Origin of the sequence: Mesorhizobium sp. M8A.F.Ca.ET.207.01.1.1 (assembly GCF_004794715.1) — a bacterium.
Classification (GTDB): domain Bacteria; phylum Pseudomonadota; class Alphaproteobacteria; order Rhizobiales; family Rhizobiaceae; genus Mesorhizobium.
In genome coordinates this window covers 478,447-502,835 of sequence record NZ_SRUS01000001.1, presented here as the reverse complement: position 1 = coordinate 502,835, position 24,389 = coordinate 478,447, and the positions used below count along the sequence as shown (strand labels likewise).

Here is a 24,389-nt window from a genome sequence, read left to right as displayed (position 1 = left end):
GGTCAACCGAGATAGGGATAGAGCGGGAACCGATCGGTCAATGCCACGACCTTGGCCTTGACCGCCGCTTCGACCGCCGCATTGCCTTCGTCGGAATTGGCGACCTTGAGCCCATCCAGCACCTCGGCGATCAGCTTGCCGATCTCACGGAATTCGGCCTGGCCGAAGCCGCGCGTGGTGCCGGCCGGCGTACCCAGCCGCACGCCCGAAGTGACGAAGGGCTTTTCCGGGTCGAAGGGGATGCCGTTCTTGTTGCAGGTGATGTTAGCGCGGCCAAGGGCCGCCTCGGCGCGCTTGCCGGTGGCGTTCTTGGGCCTGAGGTCAACCAGCATCAGGTGGTTGTCGGTGCCGCCGGAGACGATGTCGAGACCCGTTTCCTTGAGGCTGGAAGCCAGCGCCTTGGCATTGGCGGCGACGCTTTCGGCATAGACCTTGAAGCTCGGCTTCAACGCTTCGCCGAAGGCCACTGCCTTGGCGGCGATGACATGCATCAGCGGGCCGCCCTGCAGCCCGGGGAACACCGCCGAGTTCATCTTCTTGGCGATATCCTCGTCATTGCACAGGATCATGCCGCCACGCGGACCACGCAACGATTTGTGCGTGGTGGTCGTCACCACATGGGCGTGCGGCAAGGGCGAGGGATGCACACCGCCAGCGACGAGGCCCGCTATGTGCGCCATGTCGACCATGAGATAGGCGCCGACGGCGTCCGCGATCTCGCGAAAACGCTTCCAATCCCAGACACGCGAATAGGCGGTGCCGCCGGCCAGGATCAGCTTCGGCTTGGTCTCGTGCGCGGTCTTTTCGATCGCGTCCATGTCGAGCAGGTGGTCGTCCTTGCGCACACCATAGGAGACGACCTTGAACCACTTGCCGCTCATGTTGACGGGCGAGCCGTGGGTCAGATGGCCACCGGAATTAAGGTCGAGGCCCATGAAGGTATCGCCGGGCTGCAGCAGCGCCAGGAACACCGCCTGGTTCATCTGGCTGCCGGAATTCGGCTGGACGTTGGCGAAGTTGCAGCCAAACAGCTTTTTGGCGCGCTCAATGGCCAGTTCCTCAGCCACGTCGACGAACTGGCAGCCGCCATAGTAGCGCTTGCCAGGATAGCCCTCGGCATATTTGTTGGTCATGATCGAGCCCTGCGCCTCGAGCACGGCGCGCGAGACGATGTTTTCCGAGGCGATCAGTTCGATCTCGTGGCGCTGGCGACCGAGTTCGTTGCGGATGGCGCCGAAGATCTCCGGATCGGCATCTTCCAAAGTGGTTTCGAAGAAGGATTCGAATTTGTTCGACGCCGCCGCTGCTGTTGCCATGGCCTGAGTTCCCCTGGGGTTGGAAGGGCAAATTCGTGCATGCCGTCGTCCCAAACCACTGGACGGTTCCGGGCGACATGCATTGCGTTCGCCGGGCCATTAACACAGTTGTTTTAGCCTCGCCACGTTTGCGGCGCGAAATTTGCTGGCCGGTTTGCGGCAAACGATCGGGCGGACCGCTATTTCCTGTCCCGCCGCTGCTTCAGCAAGGCCTCGGTCAAGGTGATTTCGGAAAATAGCGCGCGCATCGTGTGATCATTGATCTCTTGGCTCCGGAACATGTCGCGCAGCGCGGAGCGTTCGGCTTCGATGCCCGCCGCCCTGAGTTCCAGCTCCAGCCTGCCGGCCTCGCGGGCCTCGGCGCGGGCCTCGGCGGCTTCGTCGGAAGCCGCGATGCGTCTACGGTAACCTGCCACGATGCTGTCGGCGACAGCCAGCCGGGCCTCGACCGCCTCGCCCTCGCCTGGCTCGTTGGCGATGCTCTCGATCCGGGCGATCGCCGCATTGGCGGCGCCGACGCGCGCCCGGCGTTCCTCCGCGGCGGCCGGATCCTCGCCGGGCTCGACCAGCCCCCGCGCGATCCTGGGCAAGGCAAAGCTGGCAATGACGAGCGAGCAGATGATGACGCCGGCGGCGAGGAAGATCACCACATCGCGTGCCGGAAAGGGCGAGCCGTCCTGCAAAGCCAGCGGCAATGACAGGATGCCAGCCAATGTGATGGCGCCGCGCACGCCGGCGACCGAGCCGGCGAGCTGGACGCGAAATCCGAACGGCGCCGCCTCGCGCTTGCCAAAGCGCGCCGCGATCGCCTGGGCAATGTCGCCGACCCAGATCCACAGGAAGCGCAGCCCGATCAGGCAGAGCGTCAGGATCAGCACCGTCGCCACCGGCTCGATCAGCCAATGCCGGCTGGACAATTCCGGTGGGACCTTGCGGATGATGTCGGGAAGCTGCAGGCCGAGCAGAATGAACAGAGCGCCATTGAAGACGAAAGTGAGCGTCGCCCACAGCGACAGGGTCTGCATGCGCGCCGACACGCCGAGATGGCGATACATGCCGGAGACCCCGGTCAGCAGGCCGGCGGTCACCGCCGCCAGGATGCCCGAGGCGCCGACATGTTCGGCGCCGAGATAGGCGACGAAAGGCAGCAGGATCATGACGAGAACCTGCGCCTCGGCCGGCACGCCGCCGATGCGGTTGAGCAGTTGTAGCGCCTTGGCGGCGATGAACAGGGCCGCGACACCGGCCAGGATGCCGGCGGCGACGGCATAGAGGAAGCTGAGCGAGGCTCCCGCGAAGGAGAAGCTGCCGGTCAATGCCGCCGCCACCGCAAAGCGGAACATGACCAGGCCCGACGCATCGTTGAGCAGCGACTCGCCCTCCAATATGTGCATCAGCCGGGACGGAACCACATTCCTGTCGACGATCGAGGACACCGCCACGGCGTCGGTCGGCGACAGCACGGCGGCCAGCGCGAAAGCGACGACGAGCGGAATGCTCGGCACCAGCCAGTGCAAGGCATAGCCGAAGCCGACAATGGTGAAGAAGACGAGCCCGATGGCGAGGTCGAGGATGGGTCCGCGCAAACCAATGAGCTCACGTTTGGGCGCGGCGAAGGCGTCACCGAACAGGAGCGGCGGGATGAACACCAGTAGGAACAGTTCGGGATCGATCTCGACATGCAGGCCTTTGGCCGGCCAGGCAAGGGCCGCGCCGATGGTGATCTGCAGCACCGGCAGCGGCACCCGAACCAGCCGGACGAGCGCGCCGGACAGCGCCACGAAGACGAGCACGACGAGAATGAAGATGGCGACGTCCATGGCACGATTCCGGCTGTTGCCGACCATGGCCAATTGCCGAAACTTCGTCCAGCCGGTCGAAGGCAGGATCTGACGGCGTCCGCAACAAAAAAGCCGCTCTCAGAGCGGCTTTTTTTCAAAGATATCAGCTTGTTATAGTGAAGACGTGATCTGCAGCTCGCTGGCGCCGTCGAGTGCGTAGACGTCGTCGCGGAACTGGACGACGCCAGGTCCCGTCGACCATGCCGAGAGATAGAGGAAATGCACCGGCACCGGATTGGTGACCTGGATCGGTGTGTTCTGGCCGGTCTTGATGGCCGCCTCGAAATGCTGGCGATCCCAGCCGGGCGTGTCGCGCAGAATCCAGGTGACGAGATCGCGCACGTTCTGGACGCGCACGCAGCCCGAGGAATCGAAACGCATCATCTTGCCGAACAGGCTCTGCTGCGGCGTGTCGTGCATGTAGACGCCGTCCGGGCTCGGGAAATTGATCTTGACCGACGCCATGGCGTTTTCCGAACCGGGATCCTGGCGGAAACGGTACTTTTCAGCATCGTCCGTCGACCAGTCGACATTCATCGGATCGACTTCGCTGCCATCGGGCGCGAACAGGCGGATGTGACTGTTCTTGAGATAATCGGGATTCTTCCGCATCAGCGGAATGATGTCCTTGCGCACGATCGAGACCGGTGCGTTCCAGTACGGATTGACGATGATCTCGTTGATCTTGGAATTGACGATCGGCGTCTGGCGATCGATCTTGCCGACGATCGCGGTGTGGCGAAGCACGACGCGGTCGTTCTCGACCGCCTCGATCTGCGCGGCCGGAATGTCGACCAGCACGTAGCGGCTGCCCAGCGTACCGGCCTTCTCCTTCAGGCGCTGCAGATTGGTCTGCAGCTGGCCAAGCCGGATCTGCGCCGACACGTTCATCGCGGCGTAGGTGTATTTGCCCATCGAGCCGTCAGCCGGCAGGCCATGGCGCAATTGGAAGCGCTTGACCGCCGAATCGACATAGGAATCGAAGGCCGTCGAAATGCCGGCACTCTGCGACAGGTCGCCAGCAACCATCAGGCGCTTGCGCAGCGGCACCACGTCCGGATCGTCGACGCCGAGCTGAAGCTTCTTGGTGGCGGGAACGTCTGTCCAGCCGCCCTGCGAGACGATGTTCTGGTACTGCGCGACCGCCTGCTCGGTGAAGGCGACGGTCTGCGGGCTGAAGATCGGCAGCGTCGAGGCCACCTTGCCGCCTTCGCTGGCGCGGGCATCGAACTGATCATCCCAGTTGCCGCGGGCCGAGGATTTCAGGATATCCCCGATCACATCCTGCGCATTCGCACGGCCGGCCACCATGGCGGCTGCGAGCACGGAGGCTCCGGAAAGGAAAAAACGGCGGCTGGTTCTCATGGACGTTCCAGACATTCTTGTAGCGTTCGATCACTTGCTGCGTCGATCATCGCGCGATCTCGCCCGCACTCTAAAATCGGCAATCTTAACAATTAGCCAACCATGGTCCGTATCACATCGGCGACAAAGGCAGAGGCGCGACACGGTTGCGGGTGGACGCATGGTCTTCACCACAGCATCACTGCCACTCTCGGTTCCATTGGAATATGGCGGCAACGTGGCCTTGGCCCGCAATTTGCTTCGGCCGGACGAAAGAAAGAAAAGACCGGTGCTTTTCGGCACCGGCCCTGACTGGAGGTCGCTATTTCGGCCACGCTTCTGCGGCGCGCTCCGTTTCCTGGATGGTTTTACATCCGATATGCAATCGTGTCGTTCCAGAAGCGGTCGAGGCGCTGCAGGGCGCGGTTCATCTGCTTGAACTCGTCGGTGTTGATGCCGCCGACCTGCTCGATCGAGCCGACATGACGCTCATAGAGACCGGCGACTACATCAGCCACTTCATTGCCCTTCGGCGTCAGCGAGACGCGGACCGAACGGCGGTCGATGCGCGAGCGCTGGTGGTTGATGAAGCCGAGATCGACCAGCTTCTTCAGGTTGTAGGAGACGTTCGAGCCGAGATAGTAGCCACGCGAACGCAGCTCGCCGGCGGTCAGCTCGGAATTGCCGATGTTGAAGAGCAGCAGCGCCTGGATGGCGTTGATGTCGGAACGGCCGTTGCGGTCGAATTCGTCCTTGATCACATCAAGCAGACGGCGGTGCAGACGCTCTACCAGCTGCAGCGATTCCATGTACAGGGAACGGATAGCCTCACGGCGATCGTCGGAAACGTTGGCGGTCTTCGCCGCCGGACGCGAATTGATCATTGTCTTTGCCTCTCGTTTGTCGCCCTGGTGATTTTTTGTTTTTCACCTTGATCGCGACACTATCGAATACTCATAAAATTCGACTTAAACGCTAGGGCTAACAAGAGCTTACCGGTAAGAGGTTTCGGAAGAGGCTTAACGAACGGTCACCCGAGCAAGGATGATTAACCTAAAGATTTAGGCAATGATCGCGGGGCTGGATTCAGGCGATCGCCAAGTCGTCAACGCGCGCAAGGGCTTAGTGCCGTGCCGGCCGCTTTTGCAGGTAGATGACGACGCGAAAGACGATGTAGAGCAGCGCCACGCAGGCATGCGAGACGAGGATCAGGAGACGATGACCGAAAAGCTCGGGAAAGCCGGCATACATGACCGTCTCGGTGACCGCGCATATGAACCAGATCACCGGCCCCCAGGACGCCAGCATCCACAAGCCGGCTGCGGCAAAGGGAAAGAATACGGCGAGCAACACCGCCGCCACCTGCCAATGCACCGGCATAAGGTCGAAGCGCCACAGCGAGCCCGGGTAGAATCCGATCAGCTTGATCCAGTACAGGACGCCGAACATCAGACAGTAGCCCGCGATGACGCGCTGGAACCAGGCGAAGATCACCTCGACCGTCGAGGGCTGCAGGACGACGCGTCTCGATGTCACCTCGCTCACAGCCCAAGCTCCCAATCACCGAGCGGAGCGAAATAGGCTTCGACGTCCGCCTCGGCGACCGCATCGATCTTTGCCGGCCGCCATTGCGGCTTCGAGCCCTTGTCGATGATGGCGGCACGGATGCCTTCGTAGAAATCGTGGCCGGCCAGCATGCGGTTCAGGATGCGGAACTCCATCCTCATGCAGTCGTCCATCGACAGTGTCTGCCCGGCGCTGATCTGCCGCCAGGCGACGCGAAGGCTGGTCGGCGAGCGCATGCGGATCGTCGCCAGAGTTTTGGCTGCGAACTCGTCCTTGCCGGCGCGATCCAGGCTGTCGATGAGATCCGGCAGCGACGGCTGGGCGAAATGACGGGCGATCGCCTCCAGGATCGGCCTGTCCGTCTCCCGCTTGGCTGGGACAAAGAAACCGCGCAGCACCGCTTCCGGATCGCCCGTCAGCGCCAGCCGGTCGAGGAAGCTTGCCTGGTCTTCGGTCTTGATGGTGTGGGTGGCCAGCCCCGACCACAGGGCATCGCCATAGCGGATGCGGTTGCCTGTCAGCGCCAGGTACATGCCGAAGGAACCGCCGAGATCGGGCAGCAGATGACTGGCGCCGACATCGGGGAAAAAGCCGATGCCGACCTCAGGCATCGCGAACTGCGCATTTTCGGTCATCACCCGATGCGAGCCGTGAAAGGAAATGCCGACTCCGCCGCCCATGACGATGCCGTCGATGAGGGCGACATAGGGTTTCTTGAAACGCGCGATATAGGCGTTGAGCCGATACTCGTCGGCGAAGAACTCGACCGGCGGCTTTCCGGCGCGGCCGGCTTCGTAGATGTGCAGGATGTCGCCCCCAGCCGAAAACGCCCTGCCCTCGGCCTTGACGGCGACGACGTCCACGCCGTCGTCGCGCTCCCAGGAACGCAGGGCCTTGTCCAGCGCCTTGACCATGCGATGGGTGACGGCATTGAGTGCCTGCGGCCGCGTCAGCGTGACGACGCCGGCCCTGCCCATCCTTTCGAAGCGAATTTCGTCGCCTCCACCAAAATCCATCGCCAGAGAATCCTTGTCCCCGCGCCTGCGGGACTGAAGTGCTAAGCGGCGACCAGGGGAACGTCAATTGCCGGGCGCGAAGAGAGGCAGGTCAGTCAGGTCGAATTGCGGCAAGCGCGCTACCATACGAACGGGATCAGCGCCTTGGTCCGCTCCACATAGGTGGGGAACTCATCGGGAAATTGCCGCGCCATAAGCCGGTCCTCGGCGCCGACCCGCCACACAAAGATCGCCCCCAGCAGAATGAGCAGAAAGACGAACGGGCCACCGAGCGCGACCGCGGAGCCGATGCCCGCGAGCAGGCCGCCCGTATACATGGGATGGCGCACGTAGCGGTACGGGCCTGACGTCACCAGCTCATGTCCCTGCTTGGCTGAAACGGTCTGGCTCCAGTTACGCCCGAGGCTTTGCCGCGCCCAGACCAGGAAAAGCATGCCGGCAACCGTCATCAGCATGCCGACGCTGCTGACCATCCCGTTCACGGGCGCGAAGTTGACGAAGGCGAAGAATGGCAGACGCGGAAGCAGGAAAGCCGCGATCATGGCCAACATCAGGCCGAAGCTCTGCAGCAAATGCGGCTCCGTATCCCGTTTCACTCCGATCGCTTGGACAGTCAGGTAGACAATGAGCAGTATCCAGGCGGCATAGATGAACCACACGACGGTCATGGCTGCTCCTCGCAATGCCGGCCGCGCCATTCGGTGCAACGCGTTCCGTCTTGGCCGAAGCTGGCGCCCAGTGCTAGAAGATGGCCACCTTCAACCGGACGGCAAGACATGGCCGGACTTTCCCGTCTCGCAACGATCGGCCTGATGGTTATCTGCGTCATGTCTCGCGACGCCGTCGCCGCGACGGTCGACGAGCTTTACCAGTCGCAGACCATCGTCACCGGCCAGGGCGAGGTAAACCGCCAGCTCGGCTTCAAGACTTGCCTCGACAAGGTCCTCGTCCGTGTTTCGGGCGATCGGCGGCTGCTTGCCAGACGCGAAATGGACGCGCTGCGCGACAAGGCCGGCAGCTTTGTCGACAGCTTTCGCTACCATGACCGGCTGGAGGGCATTCCGATCCATGACGAGCAAGGCACGCACGACCGGCCGCATGACCTCACCTGCCTCTACAAGCCTGATGTGATCGACAAGGTGCTGGCGTCGCTCGGCAGCAAACCCTGGCTTGGCGAGCGGCCGACGCTCACCGTCTTTCTCACGACCGAACAGGGCGCTCGGCATTTCGCACTGACGGCCGAGGAAAAGCGTGGCGAGACGATGCGCGAATCCTTCGTCAATGCCACCGGTCCAACACTGATGCATGTCGTCTTTCCGAAGGCCGCGCAGCTTGGGGACCTGAGCGAAGAAGCGTTGCGCGCGGCCGACATGGCAAGGCTCGATCGGCTGGCCAAACAGGCCGGTGGCGCCAGAGCGCTCGCCGGCAGCATCGTATGGAGCGACAAGGAATTCGGCTGGATCGCCGATTGGCGGCTGGCCGATCACGGCAAGACCTATCGTTGGCAGGTGCGTGGGGTCAGCTTCGACGAGGCGTTCCGTGTCGCCATCGGAGGCTCGGCGCAGATCCTTTCGGGTAATGGGCAGCCCTGACCCAATAGGCGTGGTGGGACAGCGCTGTGGCAGCTTTGACCCCTGGCACAAACGTGTCGCATTGGTCAGCACCAGGGGCTCGTGGTAAAAGCCGTCAATCCGGAGTTTTGGCCATGAACAAATTCACCCCAGCAAAACCTGCCGGCGCGCGCAGCGTCGACGACGTCACCGGCAGCCGCCGCCTGCGCCGCATGCGCAAGGCCGACTGGTCGCGCAGGCTCGTGCAGGAGAACCGGCTTTCGGTCGACGACCTGATCTGGCCGATCTTCGTCGTCGAGGGCAGAAATGTCCGCGAACCGATCGCCGCCATGCCCGGCGTTTTCCGCCTTTCGGTCGACCTTGCCGTCAAGGAAGCCGAACGCGCTGCCAAGCTCGGCATTCCGGCACTAGCCACTTTCCCCAATGTCGATCTCGGCCTGCGCGACCAGACAGGCTCGCACATCCTCGACCCGGAAAACATCATCAACCGCGCCACCCGCGCGATAAAGGACGCGGTGCCCGAGATCGGCATCATCACCGATGCCGCGCTCGACCCGTTCACCAGCCATGGCCATGACGGCATCCTGCGCGACGGCATCATCGTCAATGACGAAACCGTGGAACAGGTCGCGGCGGCTGCCGTCATCCAGGCGGCGGCCGGTGCCGACATCATCGCGCCTTCGGACATGATGGACGGCCGTATCGGCGCCATCCGCGACGCGCTCGACGCCAACGGTTTTCAGGACGTGGCGATCATGTCCTACGCCACCAAATTCGCCTCGGCCTTCTACGGCCCCTATCGCGAGGCGGTCGGCACCGCCGGCCTGCTCAAGGGCGACAAGAAGACCTACTATATCGACCACGCGAATTCGGACGAGGCGGTGCGCGAGGCCGAACAGGACATCGCCGAGGGCGCCGACATGCTGATGGTCAAGCCCGGCCTGCCCTATCTCGACATCATCCGCCGGCTGAAGGACGAATTCCAGATGCCGACCTTCGCCTACCAGGTGTCGGGCGAATATTCGATGATCAAGGCGGCGGGTGCAAATGGCTGGATCGATGGCGAGAAGGCGATGCTGGAATCGCTGCTCGCCTTCAAGCGTGCCGGCTGCGATGGCATCCTGACCTATTTCGCGCCCGAAGTGGCTGTGATGCTGAAGGGCTAGCCCCGACTTCCCGGGCAATGCCTTTCAGTAGGTGTCACCACTCTTTCGATCGGTCGGCGGTTCCTTCGAATTCCCGCTGACAAAAACCGGCAGCCGCGGCTATGATAGTCGCACGGCCGGAGGCGGCCGGCAGCCCGCACCTCGGACAAAGAGGTATGGCGAACGCCTCCAGAGGATGCTCCCTGACCCGTTTCACCGTCGGGCGAAGGCGTCGGCAATGCGGGCACTGACGAAGGCTTCGCCGTGACCCGAGGAAACGGACATGCTTGCCTATCGCGATGCCAAGACCATGGCGAAAGCCATGCGGGAGGCGCTTGCCGCCCGCGACCTGACGATCAGCCACAGTGACGCCCTGGAGATCGTCGCGCGCCAGTTTGGACTGGCGAGCTGGAATATTCTGTCGGCGAAGATCGAAGCGCCGCCTGCCGGCCAAGACAAGATCGTCTTTGAGCGAACTGCGCCGATCGTTCGCATCTTCGACGTCGCCAAGGCGCACGAATTCTACCTAGGCTTCCTCGGCTTCACCGTGGACTGGGAGCACCGCTATGGGGAAAGTTCCCCTCTCTATACCCAAGTCTCGCGTGGCAACCTTGCACTGCACCTGTCCGAACATGCGGGCGACGCGACGCCTGGCGGCAACATGGTCGTTTATATGGCAGGCATCCGCGACTTCCACAAAGAGCTTGCCGGCAAGGAGTACCGCTACATGAATCCCGGCCTGGAGCATGAAGACGGCCGGCTGACGGTGGAGGTCATCGACCCGTTCAGCAACCACATCCGCTTCATGGAACTGACGGGCGAATGAGCTGATATCGCGGCGGCCTGGGCGGCCGTCACTGGCCGTCCGGGCCGATCGCTAAAAACAGTCCCGACATCGCCTGGCGGCAAAGGTCCGGATACATACTTTCGATCCGAAAATACCGCTTGCAATTCGCAATCAGTTTGCTAAAAGAAAACCACTTGCAAATTACAACTGGTTATCGAGGAGGTCTTCATGTCAAAACTTCGTGTTAACGCGTTTACCCTCTCGCTCGACGGCTATGGCGCCGGTCCTGATCAGGATCTGCAAAATCCGCTCGGCATCGGCGGAGGATCCTTGCACAAGTGGTTTGTCGACACCCGCACCTTCCGCAAGATGGTGCTCGGACAAGATGGCGGCACCACCGATACCAACGAGGCGTTCGCGGCGCGCAGCTTCGAGAATGTCGGCGCCTGGATCCTGGGTCGCAACATGTTCGGGCCGATCCGCGGAGAATGGCCTGACGACAAGTGGAAGGGCTGGTGGGGCGACAACCCGCCCTACCATGTGCCGGTTTTCGTGCTGACGCACCACAAGCGGGCGTCTATCACCATGGAAGGGGGCACGATTTTCCATTTCGTCACCGACGGCATCCATTCGGCGCTCGAGCAGGCGAGATCGGCGGCTGGCGGCAAGGACGTGCGGGTCGGCGGCGGCGTCGATACGATCCGCCAATATCTCCAGGAGAGGCTGATCGACGAGATGCACCTGGCGATTTCGCCGGTGCTGCTTGGCCGGGGCGAGAACCTTTTTGCTGGCCTCGACATGCCCAAGCTTGGCTACACGTGCACCGAACAGGTGGCGACAGCGCTGGCCACGCACGTGGTTATCAAGCGGGCTTAAGCTCGGCGCCGCCCCTCATCCGCCTGCCGGCACCTTCTCCCCGTATAGTGACGGGGAGACGGAAGGGTCACTCAATATTTCTCCGGCACGTAAAGCTCGCGCGGCAGGACCTGGCGTTCGTATTCCGGGTTGAAAACGCGCTCCGGCAGCGTGATCTCCTCGTGCGGCACCTCTTCATATGGCAGCTGCTTGAGCAGATGGTCGATGCAGTTCAGGCGTGCCCGCTTCTTGTCGTTGCCCTCGACGATGTACCATGGCGCTTCGGGAATGTTGGTGCGGGCGAAGGTTTCTTCCTTGGCCTTGGTGTACTGCTCCCAGCGCACCCGCGACTGTAGGTCCATCGGCGACAGTTTCCACTGCTTCATCGGATCGTGGATGCGCATCAGGAAGCGCATCTGCTGTTCCTCATCGGTGATCGAGAACCAGTATTTGACCACGGTGACGCCGGAGCGCACCAGCATGCGCTCGAACTCCGGCACGTCGTGGAAAAACTCCTCGACCTGATCGGGGCTGGCGAAGCCCATCACCCGCTCGACGCCGGAGCGGTTATACCAGGAGCGGTCGAACAGCACGATCTCGCCGCCTGCGGGCAAATGCGGGACATAGCGCTGGAAATACCATTGCGACTTCTCGCGTTCGGTCGGCGCCGGAAGCGCCACGACGCGACAGATACGCGGATTGAGCCGCTGGGTGATACGCTTGATGACGCCACCCTTGCCGGCGGAATCGCGGCCCTCGAAAATCACCACCAGTTTCTTCTTGTGATAGGCGACCCAGGATTGCAGCTTGATCAATTCGGACTGAAGGGTGATCAAGTCGCGAAAATACTGCATGCGATCGATCGAAGGCGGATGCGAGTTCTTGTAGATCTTGGCGATCTCCATCGACAGCGCCGGTTCCGACAATTCGAGTTCATAATCTTCGTCGAGCGTGTCGGCGAGTTCGGCTTCAAGCCAGTCCTTGGCAGGGGAATTCTGTCTTAGCTCGGTCATATCAACTGCTCCGCTTGCAAGCCTGTCGGTTCCCTGGGGTGTCCCCAAATTGCTGCCAGCCGCCGGGAATGGAAACACCTGAGCCGACTTCAATATAGGCCGGCGGTGACGGTTTTATTGCAGCCCGGGCGCGATTTGCCGCCGGTGCAAATTTCGCGACGCATGATCGATCGGCGTCATCGCATGGCGACAAGCCGACCGAATTGTCCTACAAATCCCCGGTCGCGTTCCAGGCCTGCCCTTGGGGGCACGCCTCTTCAACAAAATCGTGAGGATCTGACATGGAATACCGCACCCTTGGCCGTTCCGGCCTGAAGGTTTCGACACTGACGCTTGGCACAATGACCTTCGGCGGCGCCGGGCCTTTCGCCGCGGTCGGCAACAGCGATCTCGCCGAAGCAAAGCGGATGATCGACATGTGCATCGACGCCGGCATCAACCTCATCGACACCGCGAATGTCTATTCGAACGGCCTGTCGGAAGAGATCATAGGCGAAGCGCTCGGCGGCAAGCGCAAGAACGACGTGCTGATCGGGTCCAAGGCCCGGATGCGGATCGGCAAGGGCCCGAACGACGAGGGCCTGTCGCGCCATCATCTGATCCGTGAATGCGAGAGAAGCCTGAAGCGATTGAAGACCGATGTCATCGACATCTATTTCGTCCACCAGTGGGACGGCCTCACCCCGCTCGAGGAAACCGTTGCCGCGCTCGACACTTTGGTCAGCCAGGGCAAGGTGCGCTACATCGGCTGCTCCAACTATTCGGGCTGGCAAGTGATGAAGGCGCTTTCCATCAGCGACAGCCGCCACCAGCAACGCTTCGTCACCCAGCAGATCCACTATACGCTGGAAGCGCGCGAGGCCGAGTACGAACTGCTGCCGATCTCGGTCGACCAGGGGCTGGGCGTGCTGGTCTGGAGCCCGCTCGCCGGCGGCCTGCTGTCGGGTAAATACCGCCGCGACAGCCCGACCGCGCGCCAGCTTGCCGGCTGGTCCGAGCCGCCGATCCGCGACGAGGACCGGCTCTGGCGGATCGTCGATGTGCTGGTCGAGATCGGCAGGGATCGTGGTGTTTCGGCGGCACAGGTGGCGCTCGCCTGGCTGCTCGGCCGCCCTGCCGTCTCCTCGCTGGTGATCGGCGCCCGCAATGACGTCCAGCTGAAGGACAATCTCGCGGCCGCCGCCCTGGAGCTCGGCACCGAGGAACGCCAGCGTCTCGACGCCGTAAGCCGGCCGCCCCTGCTCTACCCCTACTGGCATCAGCAACTGACAGCGAAGGATCGCTTCGGCCCCGCCGATCTGGTTCTCGACCGCAGCGATATCTGATCAGCGTCAGGTCGAGAGCGAGAGCTAGCTCTCGATGAACCGCCAGAGTTCGGGATCGGGTTCGATCTGGCCGCCGAGCACGAAATATTTGTAGAGGACGAGCAGGGAGATCGCCTGCTCGTCCAGTTCATTGGAAAATTTGCGGCAGTAGGCATTGGCCGTGGCGATGATGCGCTCCGCCGCGGCCGGATGCCGTTCGAAATAACCTACCTTTTCACGGAGATCGGAGAAGTCCGGGTCGAGCGGCGCATAGTGGACTCCAGCCTCGAGCTGGCTCTCGCCAAACCATGTCTCGTAGGTCGGCGGCGGCATCAGACAGAGCGAGTTGGAGTTCATGATCCATTTGAGGTTGGTCGCCACGTCATTGCCCTCCAACGAGACGATGTAGCGATAGCGCAGGTGCTGGCTGATGCTGAGGAAGGGCTTGCTGTACGCAACCGGTGCATTGCGCTTGTGCGAACCGACGTCGCAGAACGGCAAGTCGCGCGCGACATCCAGGAACCGTGTCCGGATCGGATTGTTGAGGTCGCCGCGCCAGACCACAGCCGGGCGTTTGTCGGTGAAGACGACGGCGTCGGTGGGCATGTGAAAATGGCGGAACTTATTGAACTTCATGACGACGGCGTTGCCGTTGTCGGCGCGGATCGGCCGGTCCTTGACGAGCGTCGGCAGCTCGGGCACGCCTTTTACGTCGCCGAACTTCAGGTCGATGAGCAGTGACGGATCGAAATAGCGGGCAAATTCCTTCAAGTCGTAATAGTACATGCTCGGTTCAAAAGGCAGCTGGTCGATACGCACGGCATCCGCGCTTGGCGTAAAAGCGTCCTGCAGCTTGTTGTAGTGATTCAGCCGTCGGCGCACGGCCTCATCCGAGAGCCTGGCCTGTTCCAGGCGGCCCGCCAACCGTCGTCGGAAGATCGCCTGGGGTGCGATATCGCGGATCACGTTTCGCGCGTAGTAAAAGACCTTTGCGGTCGTTCGTTTTATGGTGGCCATCGTTCTTTTGATCAGAGATAAACGCGATTAAACAAATGACGGCCGGGACGGTTCCCTCGGCATGATCGCATGATTGGGCCACGCAATCCAGCGCTGCCCGAACACGTGGCAGCCGGCCGAGACGAGGTGCCCGGCAACTAGCCCGTTATGTAGCGCCACACCTCGGCATCAGGTTTGATCTGGCCCGAGAGCACGAAGTATTTGTAGAGCACCAGCAGAGAGATCGCCTGTTCGGTCCGCTCGTCGTCGAATGTCCGGCAATAGGCATTCGCGGCGGCGATGATGCGCTCCGCCTTGGCCGGATTCCGCTCGAAATAGGCCACATGGTCCGCAAGGTTCGAGAAATCCGCCTCGAGCGGCACATAGTGCACATTGGCTTCGAGCTGCCGCTCCGCGAACCATGTCTCATAAGTCGGCGGTGGCATCAGGCAAAGCGACTTCGAGTTCATGATCCATTTGAGGTTGGTCGCTACATCATTGCCTTCGAGCGAGACGATGTAGCGGTAGCGCTGGTGCTGGCTGATGCTGAGAAAAGGCTTGGCGTATTCGGCCGGCGCGTTCGGCTTGTGCGAGCCGGCATCGCAGAACGGCAGGTCGCGCACTGCCTTGAGGAATCTTGTCCTGATCGGGTTGTTGAGATCGCCGCGCCAGACCACGGTCGGCAGCTTGTCGGCGAACGCAATAGCGTCAGCCGGCATCTGGAAGTGACGAAACTTGTCGAGCTTCATGATGACGGCGTTCCGGTCGTCATCGCAGATTGGCCGATCCTTGACGATAGCGGGCACCTTAGGCACGTTCCTGACGTCGCCGAATTCGAGGTCGATGAACAAATCCGGATCGAAATAGCGGGCGAATTCCTTCAGGTCGTAATAGTACATGGTGGGCGTGAACGGCAGCTTGCTGATGCGCTTGGCATTGGCGCTTGGCGCGAAACAATCCTGCAGCTTGTTGTAGTAATTCAGCCTGCGGCGCGCCGCCTCACCGGAAAGCCTCGCCCTTTCGAGCCGGCCGGCCAGCCTTGCGCGAAACAGCGTTTGCGGAGCGACATCGCGCACGACGTTTCTCGCATAATAGAAAACTCTTGCGGCGGTCCGCGAAATTGTGGCCATCGGTCACTTGATCAAAACAAACAGGCAGCTCTCAATTCATTGGCGCCCCGCATTTCCTACATCATTGTGGCGCCCATCTGGCAAGCCCCCGCATCTCTTCCAGCAAGCACCCAGGCATTGTCGCTTCAGCTGTTGTGTTTGACGGCTAATGCTCCTAGGCAGGTTCAGGGCCGCAAGGCAGTGATAAAAGGAGCCGATATGGCGCGAGCACCCAACTACGATCAGGAACGCAAGGAGCGTGACCGCCAGAAAGCGGCCAAGAAGGCTGAAAAGCTGGCCGCCAAGGTTGCCGCCCGCGAACGTTCGAAGCCCGAGACCGAGACCGAGACGGAGACCAAAACCGAGGAGTAACGGCATGCGGCCCGCGAATGCGGGCCGTGCCTCAATCCGAATTGTCGGTATCAGCCTAGGTCAGGCTGGCGCCTTGTCACTGATGAAAACATCCACCTCCCGCGCCGCGGCGATGAAAGCGCGTCGGGCATTCATGGCCGGCTTGTCGCCGGCGAGTGCGTCGTGGCAGGCCTGCAGCGCCGCACGATGCTTGGCGCTGCGCTTGCCGGGCCAGCTGTTGAGCAGGTAATCGGAAGCTTCCCTTGCCGAACGCAAGAGCTGAGTGCTTCCCGCCGTGACGGACTTGACGGTCACGGGTGTTTCAAACCGATTGTTTTCCATTGCCGCTCTTACGCCATCGGCTTGCTTGAAGCGAGGCCGAAAGTGCTCTTCACGTCAGATGCGGCCTGTTTTCCGGCGAATGCTGCCCTGCATCGACCGCACTAGGCGGCGACGACAGCAAATCCCCTGGCGCGAAGGCCACGTCGGTCGTTGGCAAGCGACGTCACCAACCGGTCACGGCTGCCGACGATGTGGGCCGACAGCAGCCGCGTGGCTTCATCGGCCTGGCCAAGGCGTGTCGCGGCAAGGATGGCGCGATGTTCGAGCCAGGCACGGCCAAGGGCCGTTTCGTCACGCACTTCCAGCCAGCGGGCGCGCGACAGCCGCGTCATGGCGTCACGAACCGCCCGGAACAGGAATTCGTTGCCGGAGAGCCGCGCCAGCTCGATGTGAAAATCCATGCCGACACGATGCCATTCCTCGCGCGGGGTATTTTCGTCGCAGGAATCGAGCATCGCCTCGATGACATCGATCGCGCTCTTGTCGGCTTGCCCGCACGTCAGCCGCAGCGCGGCTACCTCGACCGCCTCGCGATAGACCGCGATCTGCTCGAGCTCGGCCAGGTTGATGGGCGAGACCGTCCAGCCGCGCCCGTCCCTGCCGACCAGCCCCTCGGTCTCCAGCCGCAGAAGTGCCGCCCTGACCGGCGTGCGCGAGGCGCCGAAACGGCCTTCGATCCAGCGTTCGGTCAGCCGCTCTCCCGGCCCGACCTCGAGAGCCAGGATCATCTCGCGAAGCTGCCGTTCGACATTCTGCATCTGCGACATCGCGCGTCCTTTCCGAAGCCGCATTGACAGCGGCGGGCTTGAAGTTCATGACGGATACCAGATTGGTATCCCAAAATGGTATCCGCAACAAGCGCCGACACCGGGCAGGCAGGACATGACACAGGAAGACACGCGGCAGAGCGGCTACAACATTCACTGGCGGCGCAATCTTGCCGTCTGTTTCGCGGGCTCGTTCAGCACGCTCATCGCCATGACCCTGCTCTTGCCCTTCCTGCCACTCTATGTCGAACAGCTCGGCGCACAGGGTCATGCGGCCATCGTGCAGTGGTCCGGCATCGCCTATGGGGCCACCTTCTTCGCCGCGGCAATGGTCGCGCCGCTGTGGGGACGCCTGGGCGACCGCTACGGCCGCAAGGTGATGCTGGTCCGCGCCTCCTTCGGCATGGCGATCTGCATGTCGCTGACGGGCATGGTCGAGACGGTCTGGCAATTGGTTCTGCTGCGCCTGCTGATCGGCTTCGCCGGCGGCTATTCCTCGGGTTCAACCATATTGGTGGCCATGCAGACGCCGAAGGAGCGCTCCGGCTGGGCGCTTGGCGTCCTGTCGGCGGGTATCACGGCGGGCTCGCTGGTCGGCCCGCTGCTCGGCGGCGTGCTGCCGCCGGTAATCGGCATTCGCGCCACCTTCCTGTTGTCGGGCGGCGTGATCTTCCTCGCCTTCCTGGCGACGACGTTCCTCATCAAGGAGAGCCCGCGCCCAAGGCCGGCCGAGGCCGCGCCGGCGGCAAAGCCGAAAAGCGGTTGGTCTCAGATCCCGGACAAGCGCCCGGTCGTGGCCATGCTGACCACCGGCATGCTGCTCGCCTTCGCCACAATGTCGATCGAGCCGATCATCACCGTCTATGTGCAGCAGCTCATCGAGGACCAGGGCCGGGTGACGCTCGTCGCCGGCGTCGTGATGTCGGTGGCCGCGCTCGGCACCATCCTGTCGGCATCCTGGCTCGGCAAGCTCGCGGACCGGATCGGACACTGGAACGTTGTCGTGGGAGCGCTGGCCGTCTCGGCGCTGCTGCTCATCCCGCAGGCTTTTGTCACCAACAGCTGGCAGCTTATCGGCCTGCGTTTCCTGATGGGCCTGGCGTTGGGCGGTCTCCTGCCCTGCATCACCAGTGTCATCAGGCACAATATCCCCGACGGCGTTGGCGGCAACGTGCTTGGCCTGGCGATCTCGGCGCAGTATGTCGGGCAGGTCGCGGGACCGCTGGCCGGCGGTTTTGTCGGCGGCCATTTCGGCATGCCGTCGGTGTTTCTCGGCACATCGGTGCTGATGGCCCTCGGTGCCGTCTACAACTGGATTGTCCAGTCCCGGCGGACGCGGCATATGGCGCTGGAAGCGGGCAAGCCCTGACGCTTGGCCGACCTGCAAAAAGAAGGAGCACGCCGACCATGAACCTCGCCGATCCAAACGGCAGCCGCCTCCTCGTGCTTGCCGGCGGCCTCGTCGGCGCCGCGGGCGTGGCGCTGTCGGCAGCGGCGGCGCACCGTGGCGGCGCTTTCACCGGCACGGCCGCCTCGTTCCTCCTGATGCATGCGCCGGTGTTTCTCGCCATTGGCCTTGTCGGCGCGAACCGCTGGCTGCGAATGGCCATCCTGGTCCTGCTCGTCGGTCTCGTGCTTTTCGCGGGCGATCTTCTCGCCCGCGATTTCCTGGGATCGAGACTGTTTCCGATGTCGGCGCCAATCGGCGGCACCTTGCTCATCGTCGGCTGGCTGGCAATAGCAATTTCTGCGCTGGCTCGCCCACGTTCCTGAGGTTCAAGCCAGCAGGATTAGCGCCGACGTTCGGGTCGGATCAGCAGATCACGATTGCGCGCGGCCGGCCTCTTCAGGCGTCTGGACTCTGGCCGCTCGGCGGCGGGCGAGATACCCCAGTAGTTGCGGTAAATGTCTTCGAACAGATGCTGGATGGGGTGCATGTTTTTCTCTTTCCAATTGAATCGATCCAATCGCAAGCACAAAAAGGGCAATGCCGATCAGCTCCGCTTGCGCCCTACGAGGAAGCGCAAGTCGCGAATCCACGGACTGGTTCTGTCGCGGCGCTTCTGGCTGTTGGTCGCCGACCCGATATTCCAGTCGTTGCGGTAGATGTCTTCGAACAGATAGTTGATGGGATGCATCATTCCCTCCGAGGTCAATTAACAGGCCAAATCCGCCACTTTGGATCGATTCAAAGATAGGCCTTTCATTGGCGACGGTCAAGCAAAATTTGAATCGATCCAACGAAAGTGCTAGATGCGGCCCAAGAACGTGCTAAATGCATGTCAGGAGACCCGCGCAAATGGCGTCACTTACCGCAGGCAATCGACGACCCGTCCGGCTGGCCGATATCGCCAAGGCCGCCGGGGTTTCGCACGGCACCGCGTCCAATGTATTCAGCCGGCCCGAGATCGTGCGCCAGGAAGTCCGCGAACGGGTTCGCGCAGCCGCCGAGGCCATGGGGTATGGCGGGCCCGACCCAAAGGGCCGGCTGCTACGGGCCGGCAAGGTCAACGCCATTGGCGTTGCCACCGCCGAGCCCCTCTCCTATTTCTTCGACGATCCGTTTGCGCGCGTCATGATGGCGGGCATCTCACAGGCTTGCGATGCGACCGGAGCCGGCATCTCACTGGTTTCGGCCGCCAACAACGAACAGCTTGCCTGGAACATCCAGAGCGCGCTGGTCGACGGCTTCATCGTCTTCTGCATCGAGGGCGGTTCGCGCCTGGTGGAACTGGCACGCGAGCGCAAGCTCCCCTTCGTCGCGCTCGACCTCGATTCCGAGGACGGGTCGGTCGCCGCGATCGGTGTCGACAACATCGCCGGCGCCGGCATGGCGGCCCGCCATCTCACCGATCTTGGACATCGCCGCTTCGCGGTCCTGGCGCTGCCCTTCGCCGACGACCGAACGGGCATTGTTTCGGCCGAACAGGTCCGGGCCGCTACCTATGCAGGGACGCGCAACCGCCTCACGGGCTATCTCCGGGAGCTTTCGCGGGTTGGCGTCGATATATCCAAAGTGCCCGTCTACGAGACCGCCAACGACGTGGCGAGCACGAAGGCGGGGCTCGAAACCATCTTCGCCTCCGACGCGCCGCCCACCGCCATCCTTGCCATGTCGGACAGAATGGCCCTGGTGGCGCTCGAATGGCTGAGCGCACGCGGGCTCAACGTGCCCGACGATGTTTCCGTCGTCGGGTTCGACGATGTTCCGGAGGCAGCGGTGTCCAAGCCGCCATTGACCACGATCGCCCAGCCGATTGCCGAGATAGGCCGCCTTGCCGTCAGGGCGATCCTGGAGAGCGATGGGCCGGTCAGCAGGCATCAACTGCCGGTCGAACTGATCGTGCGGGGCTCGTCGGGTCCGCCCCGCGCTTGAATCGCCGCCGAACCGCCTATCGGTTGGCTCTTGCCATGGCGGAGAGGCCCAAAGGCGCACGGACCGGCGCGGGATCCTTTTGGGCCGTGCGGGCCTTGGCCGAGCCGCCGATGGTCGACAGCCATTCGAGATAGAAGGCGAGCGCGAACTGCATGGCGATGCCGGCCGATATCAGCAGGCTGTCATAGACGAACCCGCCTGGATTGATCAGCTTCATCACCTGAGCGACCATGGCGATGACCGTGCCGGCGATGAAGACCGGCAGCGATCGTTTGCCCAGTATCGCCAGCGGATGATCAGGGCTGGTGCGGAACAGGCTGGAGAGCGCCGGCAGAGCGACGACGAGGTAGCTGACCGCCAGGATGTGCAGCAGCCGCGGCAGCGACAGGAAGGTCTTGTCGAAGCCGCCGATCACCACCGGCAGGTTGAACCAGGTTATCTGCCCCCAGAGCGGGCTGTGCACCCAGACCAGCGCCGCCAGCACATAGGCGGCGGCCGCGCCGACCAGCCAGCGGTTGACCGGAATGACACCACCGCGCCTGACATGCAGCATGGCGACAAGACCGATGTTGAACAGGAACTGCCAGGACAGCGGGTTGAGGAACCAGAAACCGGGCTCGGGATAATTGGGCGGCGCGATCTGCCAGATTCCTGCAACGAGCCACAACGTGCCGGATGCGACAAGGGCCGCGACGGGCCGGTAGCTGACGAACAGGACGAAGGCCGGCGCCATCAATAGTAGTGCTGCATAGACCGGCAGGATGTTGTTGTAGCCGAGCTGGTGGCCGAGCGTGACGATGCCGACCAGCACTTGCGGCGGGTTCTTCATCAGCGGCTCTATGTTGATCAGCTTCACCAGTTCCGGCCGCTTGGCAAACACCGCCACGGCGCAGAACAGGGCCATCACCACCATCGTCGTGACGATATGGGCGACATAGAGCACGCCCGCCCGCCGCCACATCTTCAAGGTCGCGAGAAGCCGGCCACCCGGGCGGAACTTCGTGCCGTAGGCGAGCGCGACCGAGATGCCGGAAATCAGCACGAATGCCTCGGCCGCGTCCGAGAAACCGAAATTCTTGTAGGTCAGCGCCTCGAAAGCCGTGCCCGGCACATGGTCGATGAAGATCGTGAGCAGGGCCAGCGCGCGCAGTACATCGATACGCGTGTCGCGTTCGGGGATACGCAAATTGCGATCCGGCAAAACAGGGGTAGTCATCGACAAAAGGCCTCAAAGCTGGTTGTTCATGTCCAGCAATGCGACCCCCGACGCACCGCTTCGATTCCTCCCACAGGAGTGTATCGGCGCAGAAACGGGCTGGAATGCGCCTGGTTCAATCAACTTTCGCGGAGCATGAAAATATTGCGTTTTGAAGCCGGCAAATTGAGCGGAACCTCATATAATCAAAGGGATGCGAGATGACTGGCGATAATGTCGAAGGCGGCCGGCTAACGCTGGACCTAGCCTTTCCGTATCGTCTCCTCCGCGCCGGCGAAAAGAGCCGTGAGTGCCTGTTCCTGCTGCATGGATCGGGCGTCGACGAGACAAGCATGGTGCCGCTGGCGAGACGCATGGCGCCCGATGCCGTCCTGATCGCGGTGCGTGGCCGTGTCCCCCAGGAGGACGGTTTTCGCTGGTTCGAGCGAATCACGCCGACCACTTTCGACCAGGAAAGCATCCATGTCGAAACCACCGCCTTCGCGGCCTTCGCAAACGAAGCCGTCGCGCGCCATGGGCTTGATCTCGATCACGCGACATTCCTTGGCTATTCGAACGGCGCCAATCTGGTTTCGAGCCTGATGCTGCTCCATCCCGGCATCGTCCGCAGCGCTGCGCTGTTGAGACCGATGCCGGTGCTCGACAAGGTCCCGGCGACGGACCTTGCGGGAACACGAACGCTGATCATTGCCGGCGCCGCCGACGAGACCTACGGGTCTTTCGCGCCGGCGCTGGTGACGCTGCTCAGCCGGCACGGCACCGAGATCGACGCCCGGATTGTTCCATCGGGCCACGAAATCGGCGAGCCGGACGCCGCGATCGTCGGGCAATGGCTGCCGGGATTGGCGTGGACGCGCGCGCCATCACGATAGGCAATCAGGGCAGGCGGTGCTGCCGATGCCATCAGCCGACGTGATGCTGGCTTTGCTCGCCCAGATGGAGGGGTAGCTTACCCCCGCCCCATCCGGTTCCAGGCATCCAGCCCGGCGATCTTGTAGGCCTCGGCCAGCGTTGGGTAGTTGAAGGTGTTGTTGACGAAGAAGTCGACCGTGCCGCCGAGATTGATCACCGCCTGGCCGATGTGAATGAGTTCGGTGGCGCCCTCGCCGACGATGTGCGCGCCGAGCAGGCGCCGCGTCTCGATCGAGAACAGCAGCTTCAGGAAGCCGGTGTTGACGCCCATGATGTGGCCGCGCGATGTCTCGCGAAAGCGCGCGACGCCGACCTCATAGGCGGCGCCGCTCTCGCGCACTTGCTCCTCGGACTGGCCGACGGTGGAAATCTCCGGCACCGCGTAGATGCCATAGGGGAACGTCTCCGGCGGCGGCGGCAATGACACGCCGAAGGCATGACAGGCAGCCACCCGGCCCTGCTCCATCGAGGTGGAGGCAAGGCTCGGAAAGCCGATGACGTCGCCGGCGGCGTAGATATTGGGCACGCTGGTCTGAAACGTCTGCGGATCGACCTTGATGCGGCCCCTGGAGTCGGCCTCGATGCCGACCACGTCGAGGCCAAGGCTGCCGACATTGCCTGTGCGGCCAGCGGCGTAGAGCAGGACCTCCGAACGAATGGTACGGCCGTCGGCCAGTTCCACCTCGGCGGCTTCCGGCTTGGAGCGTATTTCCTTGACCGCGCTGCCCAGCCTTATCGTCATGCCACGGTCGCGCATCTGGTGGATGAAATCGTCGACGATCTCGCGGTCGACGAAATCGAGGATGGAGTTGCGCGGCTCGACCAGCGTCACCGGTACGTCGAGCGCGGAAAAGATCGTGGCGTATTCGACGCCGATGACGCCGGCGCCGATCACCGTCAGTGTGCGCGGCAGTCGGTCGAGTTCAAGCATCTCGTCGCTGTCGAAGACACGGGTCTTGTCGAAGGGCACGTCGCGCGGCCGATGCGGCCTGGTGCCGACGGCGATCAGCGCATTGGCGAAGCCGACTTCGCTATAGTCGCCATTGTCCGATGTCAGGCTGACCTTGTTGGGGCCGAGAAATTTCACCGCCGCGCGCGCACTTTTGACCGTGTTGCGCATGAACTGGTGTTGCAGCACCTCGACCTCGTGGTCGAGCGTCTTGTGCAGGCGCTCGATCAGGTCGCCGACCGAGATGTCCTGCTTGACCCGGTAGCCGCGTCCATAAAAGCCGCGCTCGCGCCAGCCCGAGAGATTGAGCACCGTTTCGCGCAGCGTTTTCGAGGGAATGGTGCCGGTGTGCACCGAGACGCCGCCAAGACGCCGGCCGCGGTCGACCACCAGCACCGATTTGCCGAGTTTGGCCGATTGCACCGCCGCGCGGCGGCCCGAGGGGCCGCTGCCGATGACCAGCATGTCGTAATCCATATGTCCCCGTCCCTCGGCGCCCATTTTGTTGCGCCGCAACAAGCTAACGCCATCCGAGCCGCGAATTCAACCGATTCGGACTGTCGGCCGTCTGGCTCCGCCGTGCGAGCCGGCGAAAGGCCCAATCTTGATTCCG

The 24,389-nt window shown here is 62.7% G+C and carries 25 protein-coding genes; 10 read left to right on the top strand and 15 right to left on the bottom strand.

What is annotated here, in order from left to right:
• Positions 1–2 precede the first annotated feature (2 nt).
• The 7 genes from glyA to EN850_RS02395 all read right to left on the bottom strand — a co-directional run bounded on the left by glyA (position 3) and on the right by EN850_RS02395 (position 7,781).
• Positions 3–1,316 (bottom strand): serine hydroxymethyltransferase, encoded by a 1,314-nt coding sequence (glyA, locus tag EN850_RS02425; RefSeq protein WP_135928946.1) that lies wholly within the window; start codon positions 1,314–1,316, stop codon positions 3–5.
• Positions 1,317–1,495: 179 nt separating this feature from the next.
• On the bottom strand, positions 1,496–3,136 hold the full coding sequence (locus EN850_RS02420; protein WP_136090530.1) for a Na+/H+ antiporter: 1,641 nt from the start codon (positions 3,134–3,136) through the stop codon (positions 1,496–1,498).
• Positions 3,137–3,268: 132 nt separating this feature from the next.
• Entirely contained in the window at positions 3,269–4,522 is a 1,254-nt protein-coding gene (locus EN850_RS02415; RefSeq protein WP_127869635.1) for a murein L,D-transpeptidase, read from the bottom strand.
• 347 nt (positions 4,523–4,869) lie between these two features.
• Positions 4,870–5,385 (bottom strand): winged helix DNA-binding protein, encoded by a 516-nt coding sequence (locus tag EN850_RS02410; protein ID WP_013896002.1) that lies wholly within the window; start codon positions 5,383–5,385, stop codon positions 4,870–4,872.
• Between the two features lie 238 nt (positions 5,386–5,623).
• Positions 5,624–6,046: a DUF6163 family protein gene (locus EN850_RS02405; protein WP_127869636.1), complete on the bottom strand. Its 423-nt coding sequence runs from the start codon at positions 6,044–6,046 to the stop codon at positions 5,624–5,626.
• Positions 6,043–7,083, bottom strand: coding sequence for an enoyl-CoA hydratase/isomerase family protein (locus EN850_RS02400; RefSeq protein ID WP_136090529.1), 1,041 nt, complete (start codon positions 7,081–7,083; stop codon positions 6,043–6,045). The genes EN850_RS02405 and EN850_RS02400 overlap by 4 nt, the downstream gene beginning before the upstream one ends.
• 119 nt (positions 7,084–7,202) lie before the next feature.
• Complete coding sequence (locus tag EN850_RS02395) at positions 7,203–7,781, bottom strand: isoprenylcysteine carboxylmethyltransferase family protein (RefSeq protein WP_210237983.1); 579 nt, start codon at positions 7,779–7,781, stop codon at positions 7,203–7,205.
• Positions 7,782–7,859: 78 nt separating this feature from the next.
• Here EN850_RS02395 and EN850_RS02390 point away from each other — a divergent pair, with 78 nt between their 5' ends.
• The 4 genes from EN850_RS02390 to EN850_RS02375 all read left to right on the top strand — a co-directional run bounded on the left by EN850_RS02390 (position 7,860) and on the right by EN850_RS02375 (position 11,462).
• Positions 7,860–8,675, top strand: coding sequence for a DUF2066 domain-containing protein (locus EN850_RS02390; RefSeq protein ID WP_136090528.1), 816 nt, complete (start codon positions 7,860–7,862; stop codon positions 8,673–8,675).
• 113 nt (positions 8,676–8,788) lie between these two features.
• A complete protein-coding gene (gene hemB / locus EN850_RS02385; protein ID WP_127280910.1) occupies positions 8,789–9,820 on the top strand; it encodes a porphobilinogen synthase in 1,032 nt (343 codons plus the stop codon).
• 262 nt (positions 9,821–10,082) lie between these two features.
• Positions 10,083–10,625, top strand: a complete 543-nt coding sequence (locus tag EN850_RS02380; protein ID WP_135918741.1) for a glyoxalase superfamily protein — start codon at positions 10,083–10,085, stop codon at positions 10,623–10,625.
• A 189-nt stretch (positions 10,626–10,814) separates the two neighbouring features.
• The gene (locus EN850_RS02375; protein WP_136090527.1) at positions 10,815–11,462 is read left to right on the top strand and encodes a dihydrofolate reductase family protein; all 648 of its coding nucleotides are present in this window, start codon (positions 10,815–10,817) and stop codon (positions 11,460–11,462) included.
• Between the two features lie 71 nt (positions 11,463–11,533).
• Here EN850_RS02375 and ppk2 read toward each other — a convergent pair whose 3' ends face one another.
• Positions 11,534–12,454 carry a polyphosphate kinase 2 gene (gene ppk2 / locus EN850_RS02370; RefSeq protein WP_127280737.1) on the bottom strand — a complete coding sequence of 307 codons (921 nt, stop codon included), beginning with the start codon at positions 12,452–12,454 and terminating at the stop codon, positions 11,534–11,536.
• A gap of 281 nt (positions 12,455–12,735) precedes the next feature.
• On the opposite strand from ppk2, the gene EN850_RS02365 reads away from it, so the two are divergent.
• Positions 12,736–13,779 (top strand): aldo/keto reductase, encoded by a 1,044-nt coding sequence (locus EN850_RS02365; protein WP_136090526.1) that lies wholly within the window; start codon positions 12,736–12,738, stop codon positions 13,777–13,779.
• Between the two features lie 24 nt (positions 13,780–13,803).
• On the opposite strand, the gene EN850_RS02360 is transcribed toward EN850_RS02365, so the two are convergent.
• The gene (locus tag EN850_RS02360; protein WP_136090525.1) at positions 13,804–14,775 is read right to left on the bottom strand and encodes a glycosyl transferase family 90; all 972 of its coding nucleotides are present in this window, start codon (positions 14,773–14,775) and stop codon (positions 13,804–13,806) included.
• Positions 14,776–14,912: 137 nt separating this feature from the next.
• Complete coding sequence (locus EN850_RS02355; protein ID WP_136090524.1) at positions 14,913–15,884, bottom strand: glycosyl transferase family 90; 972 nt, start codon at positions 15,882–15,884, stop codon at positions 14,913–14,915.
• Positions 15,885–16,082: 198 nt separating this feature from the next.
• Between EN850_RS02355 and EN850_RS02350 the strand changes: the two genes are divergently transcribed.
• On the top strand, positions 16,083–16,235 hold the full coding sequence (locus EN850_RS02350; RefSeq protein ID WP_127281008.1) for a hypothetical protein: 153 nt from the start codon (positions 16,083–16,085) through the stop codon (positions 16,233–16,235).
• A gap of 60 nt (positions 16,236–16,295) precedes the next feature.
• Here the strand turns inward: EN850_RS02350 and EN850_RS02345 are convergent, their stop codons facing one another.
• The gene (locus tag EN850_RS02345) at positions 16,296–16,556 is read right to left on the bottom strand and encodes a DUF982 domain-containing protein (RefSeq protein WP_027146689.1); all 261 of its coding nucleotides are present in this window, start codon (positions 16,554–16,556) and stop codon (positions 16,296–16,298) included.
• Positions 16,557–16,657: 101 nt separating this feature from the next.
• Positions 16,658–17,323: a GntR family transcriptional regulator gene (locus EN850_RS02340; protein ID WP_127869643.1), complete on the bottom strand. Its 666-nt coding sequence runs from the start codon at positions 17,321–17,323 to the stop codon at positions 16,658–16,660.
• A 115-nt stretch (positions 17,324–17,438) separates the two neighbouring features.
• On the opposite strand from EN850_RS02340, the gene EN850_RS02335 reads away from it, so the two are divergent.
• Both EN850_RS02335 and EN850_RS02330 read left to right on the top strand, forming a co-directional pair.
• Positions 17,439–18,692, top strand: coding sequence for an MFS transporter (locus EN850_RS02335; RefSeq protein ID WP_136090523.1), 1,254 nt, complete (start codon positions 17,439–17,441; stop codon positions 18,690–18,692).
• 38 nt (positions 18,693–18,730) lie between these two features.
• Positions 18,731–19,096, top strand: a complete 366-nt coding sequence (locus EN850_RS02330; protein WP_136090522.1) for a DUF423 domain-containing protein — start codon at positions 18,731–18,733, stop codon at positions 19,094–19,096.
• A 221-nt stretch (positions 19,097–19,317) separates the two neighbouring features.
• On the opposite strand, the gene EN850_RS36195 is transcribed toward EN850_RS02330, so the two are convergent.
• Positions 19,318–19,461, bottom strand: a complete 144-nt coding sequence (locus tag EN850_RS36195) for a hypothetical protein (RefSeq protein WP_189343628.1) — start codon at positions 19,459–19,461, stop codon at positions 19,318–19,320.
• Positions 19,462–19,622: 161 nt separating this feature from the next.
• On the opposite strand from EN850_RS36195, the gene EN850_RS02325 reads away from it, so the two are divergent.
• Positions 19,623–20,699 carry a substrate-binding domain-containing protein gene (locus EN850_RS02325; RefSeq protein ID WP_136090521.1) on the top strand — a complete coding sequence of 359 codons (1,077 nt, stop codon included), beginning with the start codon at positions 19,623–19,625 and terminating at the stop codon, positions 20,697–20,699.
• A 16-nt stretch (positions 20,700–20,715) separates the two neighbouring features.
• Here the strand turns inward: EN850_RS02325 and EN850_RS02320 are convergent, their stop codons facing one another.
• The gene (locus tag EN850_RS02320) at positions 20,716–21,915 is read right to left on the bottom strand and encodes an OpgC family protein (protein WP_135863994.1); all 1,200 of its coding nucleotides are present in this window, start codon (positions 21,913–21,915) and stop codon (positions 20,716–20,718) included.
• A 200-nt stretch (positions 21,916–22,115) separates the two neighbouring features.
• Here EN850_RS02320 and EN850_RS02315 point away from each other — a divergent pair, with 200 nt between their 5' ends.
• Positions 22,116–22,787: an alpha/beta hydrolase gene (locus tag EN850_RS02315; RefSeq protein ID WP_136090520.1), complete on the top strand. Its 672-nt coding sequence runs from the start codon at positions 22,116–22,118 to the stop codon at positions 22,785–22,787.
• Between the two features lie 77 nt (positions 22,788–22,864).
• Here the strand turns inward: EN850_RS02315 and sthA are convergent, their stop codons facing one another.
• The gene (gene sthA, locus EN850_RS02310; protein ID WP_136090519.1) at positions 22,865–24,253 is read right to left on the bottom strand and encodes a Si-specific NAD(P)(+) transhydrogenase; all 1,389 of its coding nucleotides are present in this window, start codon (positions 24,251–24,253) and stop codon (positions 22,865–22,867) included.
• Positions 24,254–24,389 lie beyond the last annotated feature (136 nt).

Excerpts from the sequence above, each read along its gene's own strand:
- glyA (WP_135928946.1), bottom strand. The coding sequence starts at position 1,316 with ATGGCAACAGCAGCGGCGGCGTCGAACAAATTCGAATCCTTCTTCGAA.
- EN850_RS02420 (WP_136090530.1), bottom strand. The coding sequence starts at position 3,136 with ATGGACGTCGCCATCTTCATTCTCGTCGTGCTCGTCTTCGTGGCGCTG.
- EN850_RS02415 (WP_127869635.1), bottom strand. The coding sequence starts at position 4,522 with ATGAGAACCAGCCGCCGTTTTTTCCTTTCCGGAGCCTCCGTGCTCGCA.
- EN850_RS02410 (WP_013896002.1), bottom strand. The coding sequence starts at position 5,385 with ATGATCAATTCGCGTCCGGCGGCGAAGACCGCCAACGTTTCCGACGAT.
- EN850_RS02400 (WP_136090529.1), bottom strand. The coding sequence starts at position 7,083 with ATGGATTTTGGTGGAGGCGACGAAATTCGCTTCGAAAGGATGGGCAGG.
- EN850_RS02395 (WP_210237983.1), bottom strand. The coding sequence starts at position 7,781 with ATGGCGCGGCCGGCATTGCGAGGAGCAGCCATGACCGTCGTGTGGTTC.
- EN850_RS02390 (WP_136090528.1), top strand. The coding sequence starts at position 7,860 with ATGGCCGGACTTTCCCGTCTCGCAACGATCGGCCTGATGGTTATCTGC.
- hemB (WP_127280910.1), top strand. The coding sequence starts at position 8,789 with ATGAACAAATTCACCCCAGCAAAACCTGCCGGCGCGCGCAGCGTCGAC.
- EN850_RS02380 (WP_135918741.1), top strand. The coding sequence starts at position 10,083 with ATGCTTGCCTATCGCGATGCCAAGACCATGGCGAAAGCCATGCGGGAG.
- EN850_RS02375 (WP_136090527.1), top strand. The coding sequence starts at position 10,815 with ATGTCAAAACTTCGTGTTAACGCGTTTACCCTCTCGCTCGACGGCTAT.
- ppk2 (WP_127280737.1), bottom strand. The coding sequence starts at position 12,454 with ATGACCGAGCTAAGACAGAATTCCCCTGCCAAGGACTGGCTTGAAGCC.
- EN850_RS02365 (WP_136090526.1), top strand. The coding sequence starts at position 12,736 with ATGGAATACCGCACCCTTGGCCGTTCCGGCCTGAAGGTTTCGACACTG.
- EN850_RS02360 (WP_136090525.1), bottom strand. The coding sequence starts at position 14,775 with ATGGCCACCATAAAACGAACGACCGCAAAGGTCTTTTACTACGCGCGA.
- EN850_RS02355 (WP_136090524.1), bottom strand. The coding sequence starts at position 15,884 with ATGGCCACAATTTCGCGGACCGCCGCAAGAGTTTTCTATTATGCGAGA.
- EN850_RS02350 (WP_127281008.1), top strand. The coding sequence starts at position 16,083 with ATGGCGCGAGCACCCAACTACGATCAGGAACGCAAGGAGCGTGACCGC.
- EN850_RS02345 (WP_027146689.1), bottom strand. The coding sequence starts at position 16,556 with ATGGAAAACAATCGGTTTGAAACACCCGTGACCGTCAAGTCCGTCACG.
- EN850_RS02340 (WP_127869643.1), bottom strand. The coding sequence starts at position 17,323 with ATGTCGCAGATGCAGAATGTCGAACGGCAGCTTCGCGAGATGATCCTG.
- EN850_RS02335 (WP_136090523.1), top strand. The coding sequence starts at position 17,439 with ATGACACAGGAAGACACGCGGCAGAGCGGCTACAACATTCACTGGCGG.
- EN850_RS02330 (WP_136090522.1), top strand. The coding sequence starts at position 18,731 with ATGAACCTCGCCGATCCAAACGGCAGCCGCCTCCTCGTGCTTGCCGGC.
- EN850_RS36195 (WP_189343628.1), bottom strand. The coding sequence starts at position 19,461 with ATGCATCCCATCAACTATCTGTTCGAAGACATCTACCGCAACGACTGG.
- EN850_RS02325 (WP_136090521.1), top strand. The coding sequence starts at position 19,623 with ATGGCGTCACTTACCGCAGGCAATCGACGACCCGTCCGGCTGGCCGAT.
- EN850_RS02320 (WP_135863994.1), bottom strand. The coding sequence starts at position 21,915 with ATGACTACCCCTGTTTTGCCGGATCGCAATTTGCGTATCCCCGAACGC.
- EN850_RS02315 (WP_136090520.1), top strand. The coding sequence starts at position 22,116 with ATGACTGGCGATAATGTCGAAGGCGGCCGGCTAACGCTGGACCTAGCC.
- sthA (WP_136090519.1), bottom strand. The coding sequence starts at position 24,253 with ATGGATTACGACATGCTGGTCATCGGCAGCGGCCCCTCGGGCCGCCGC.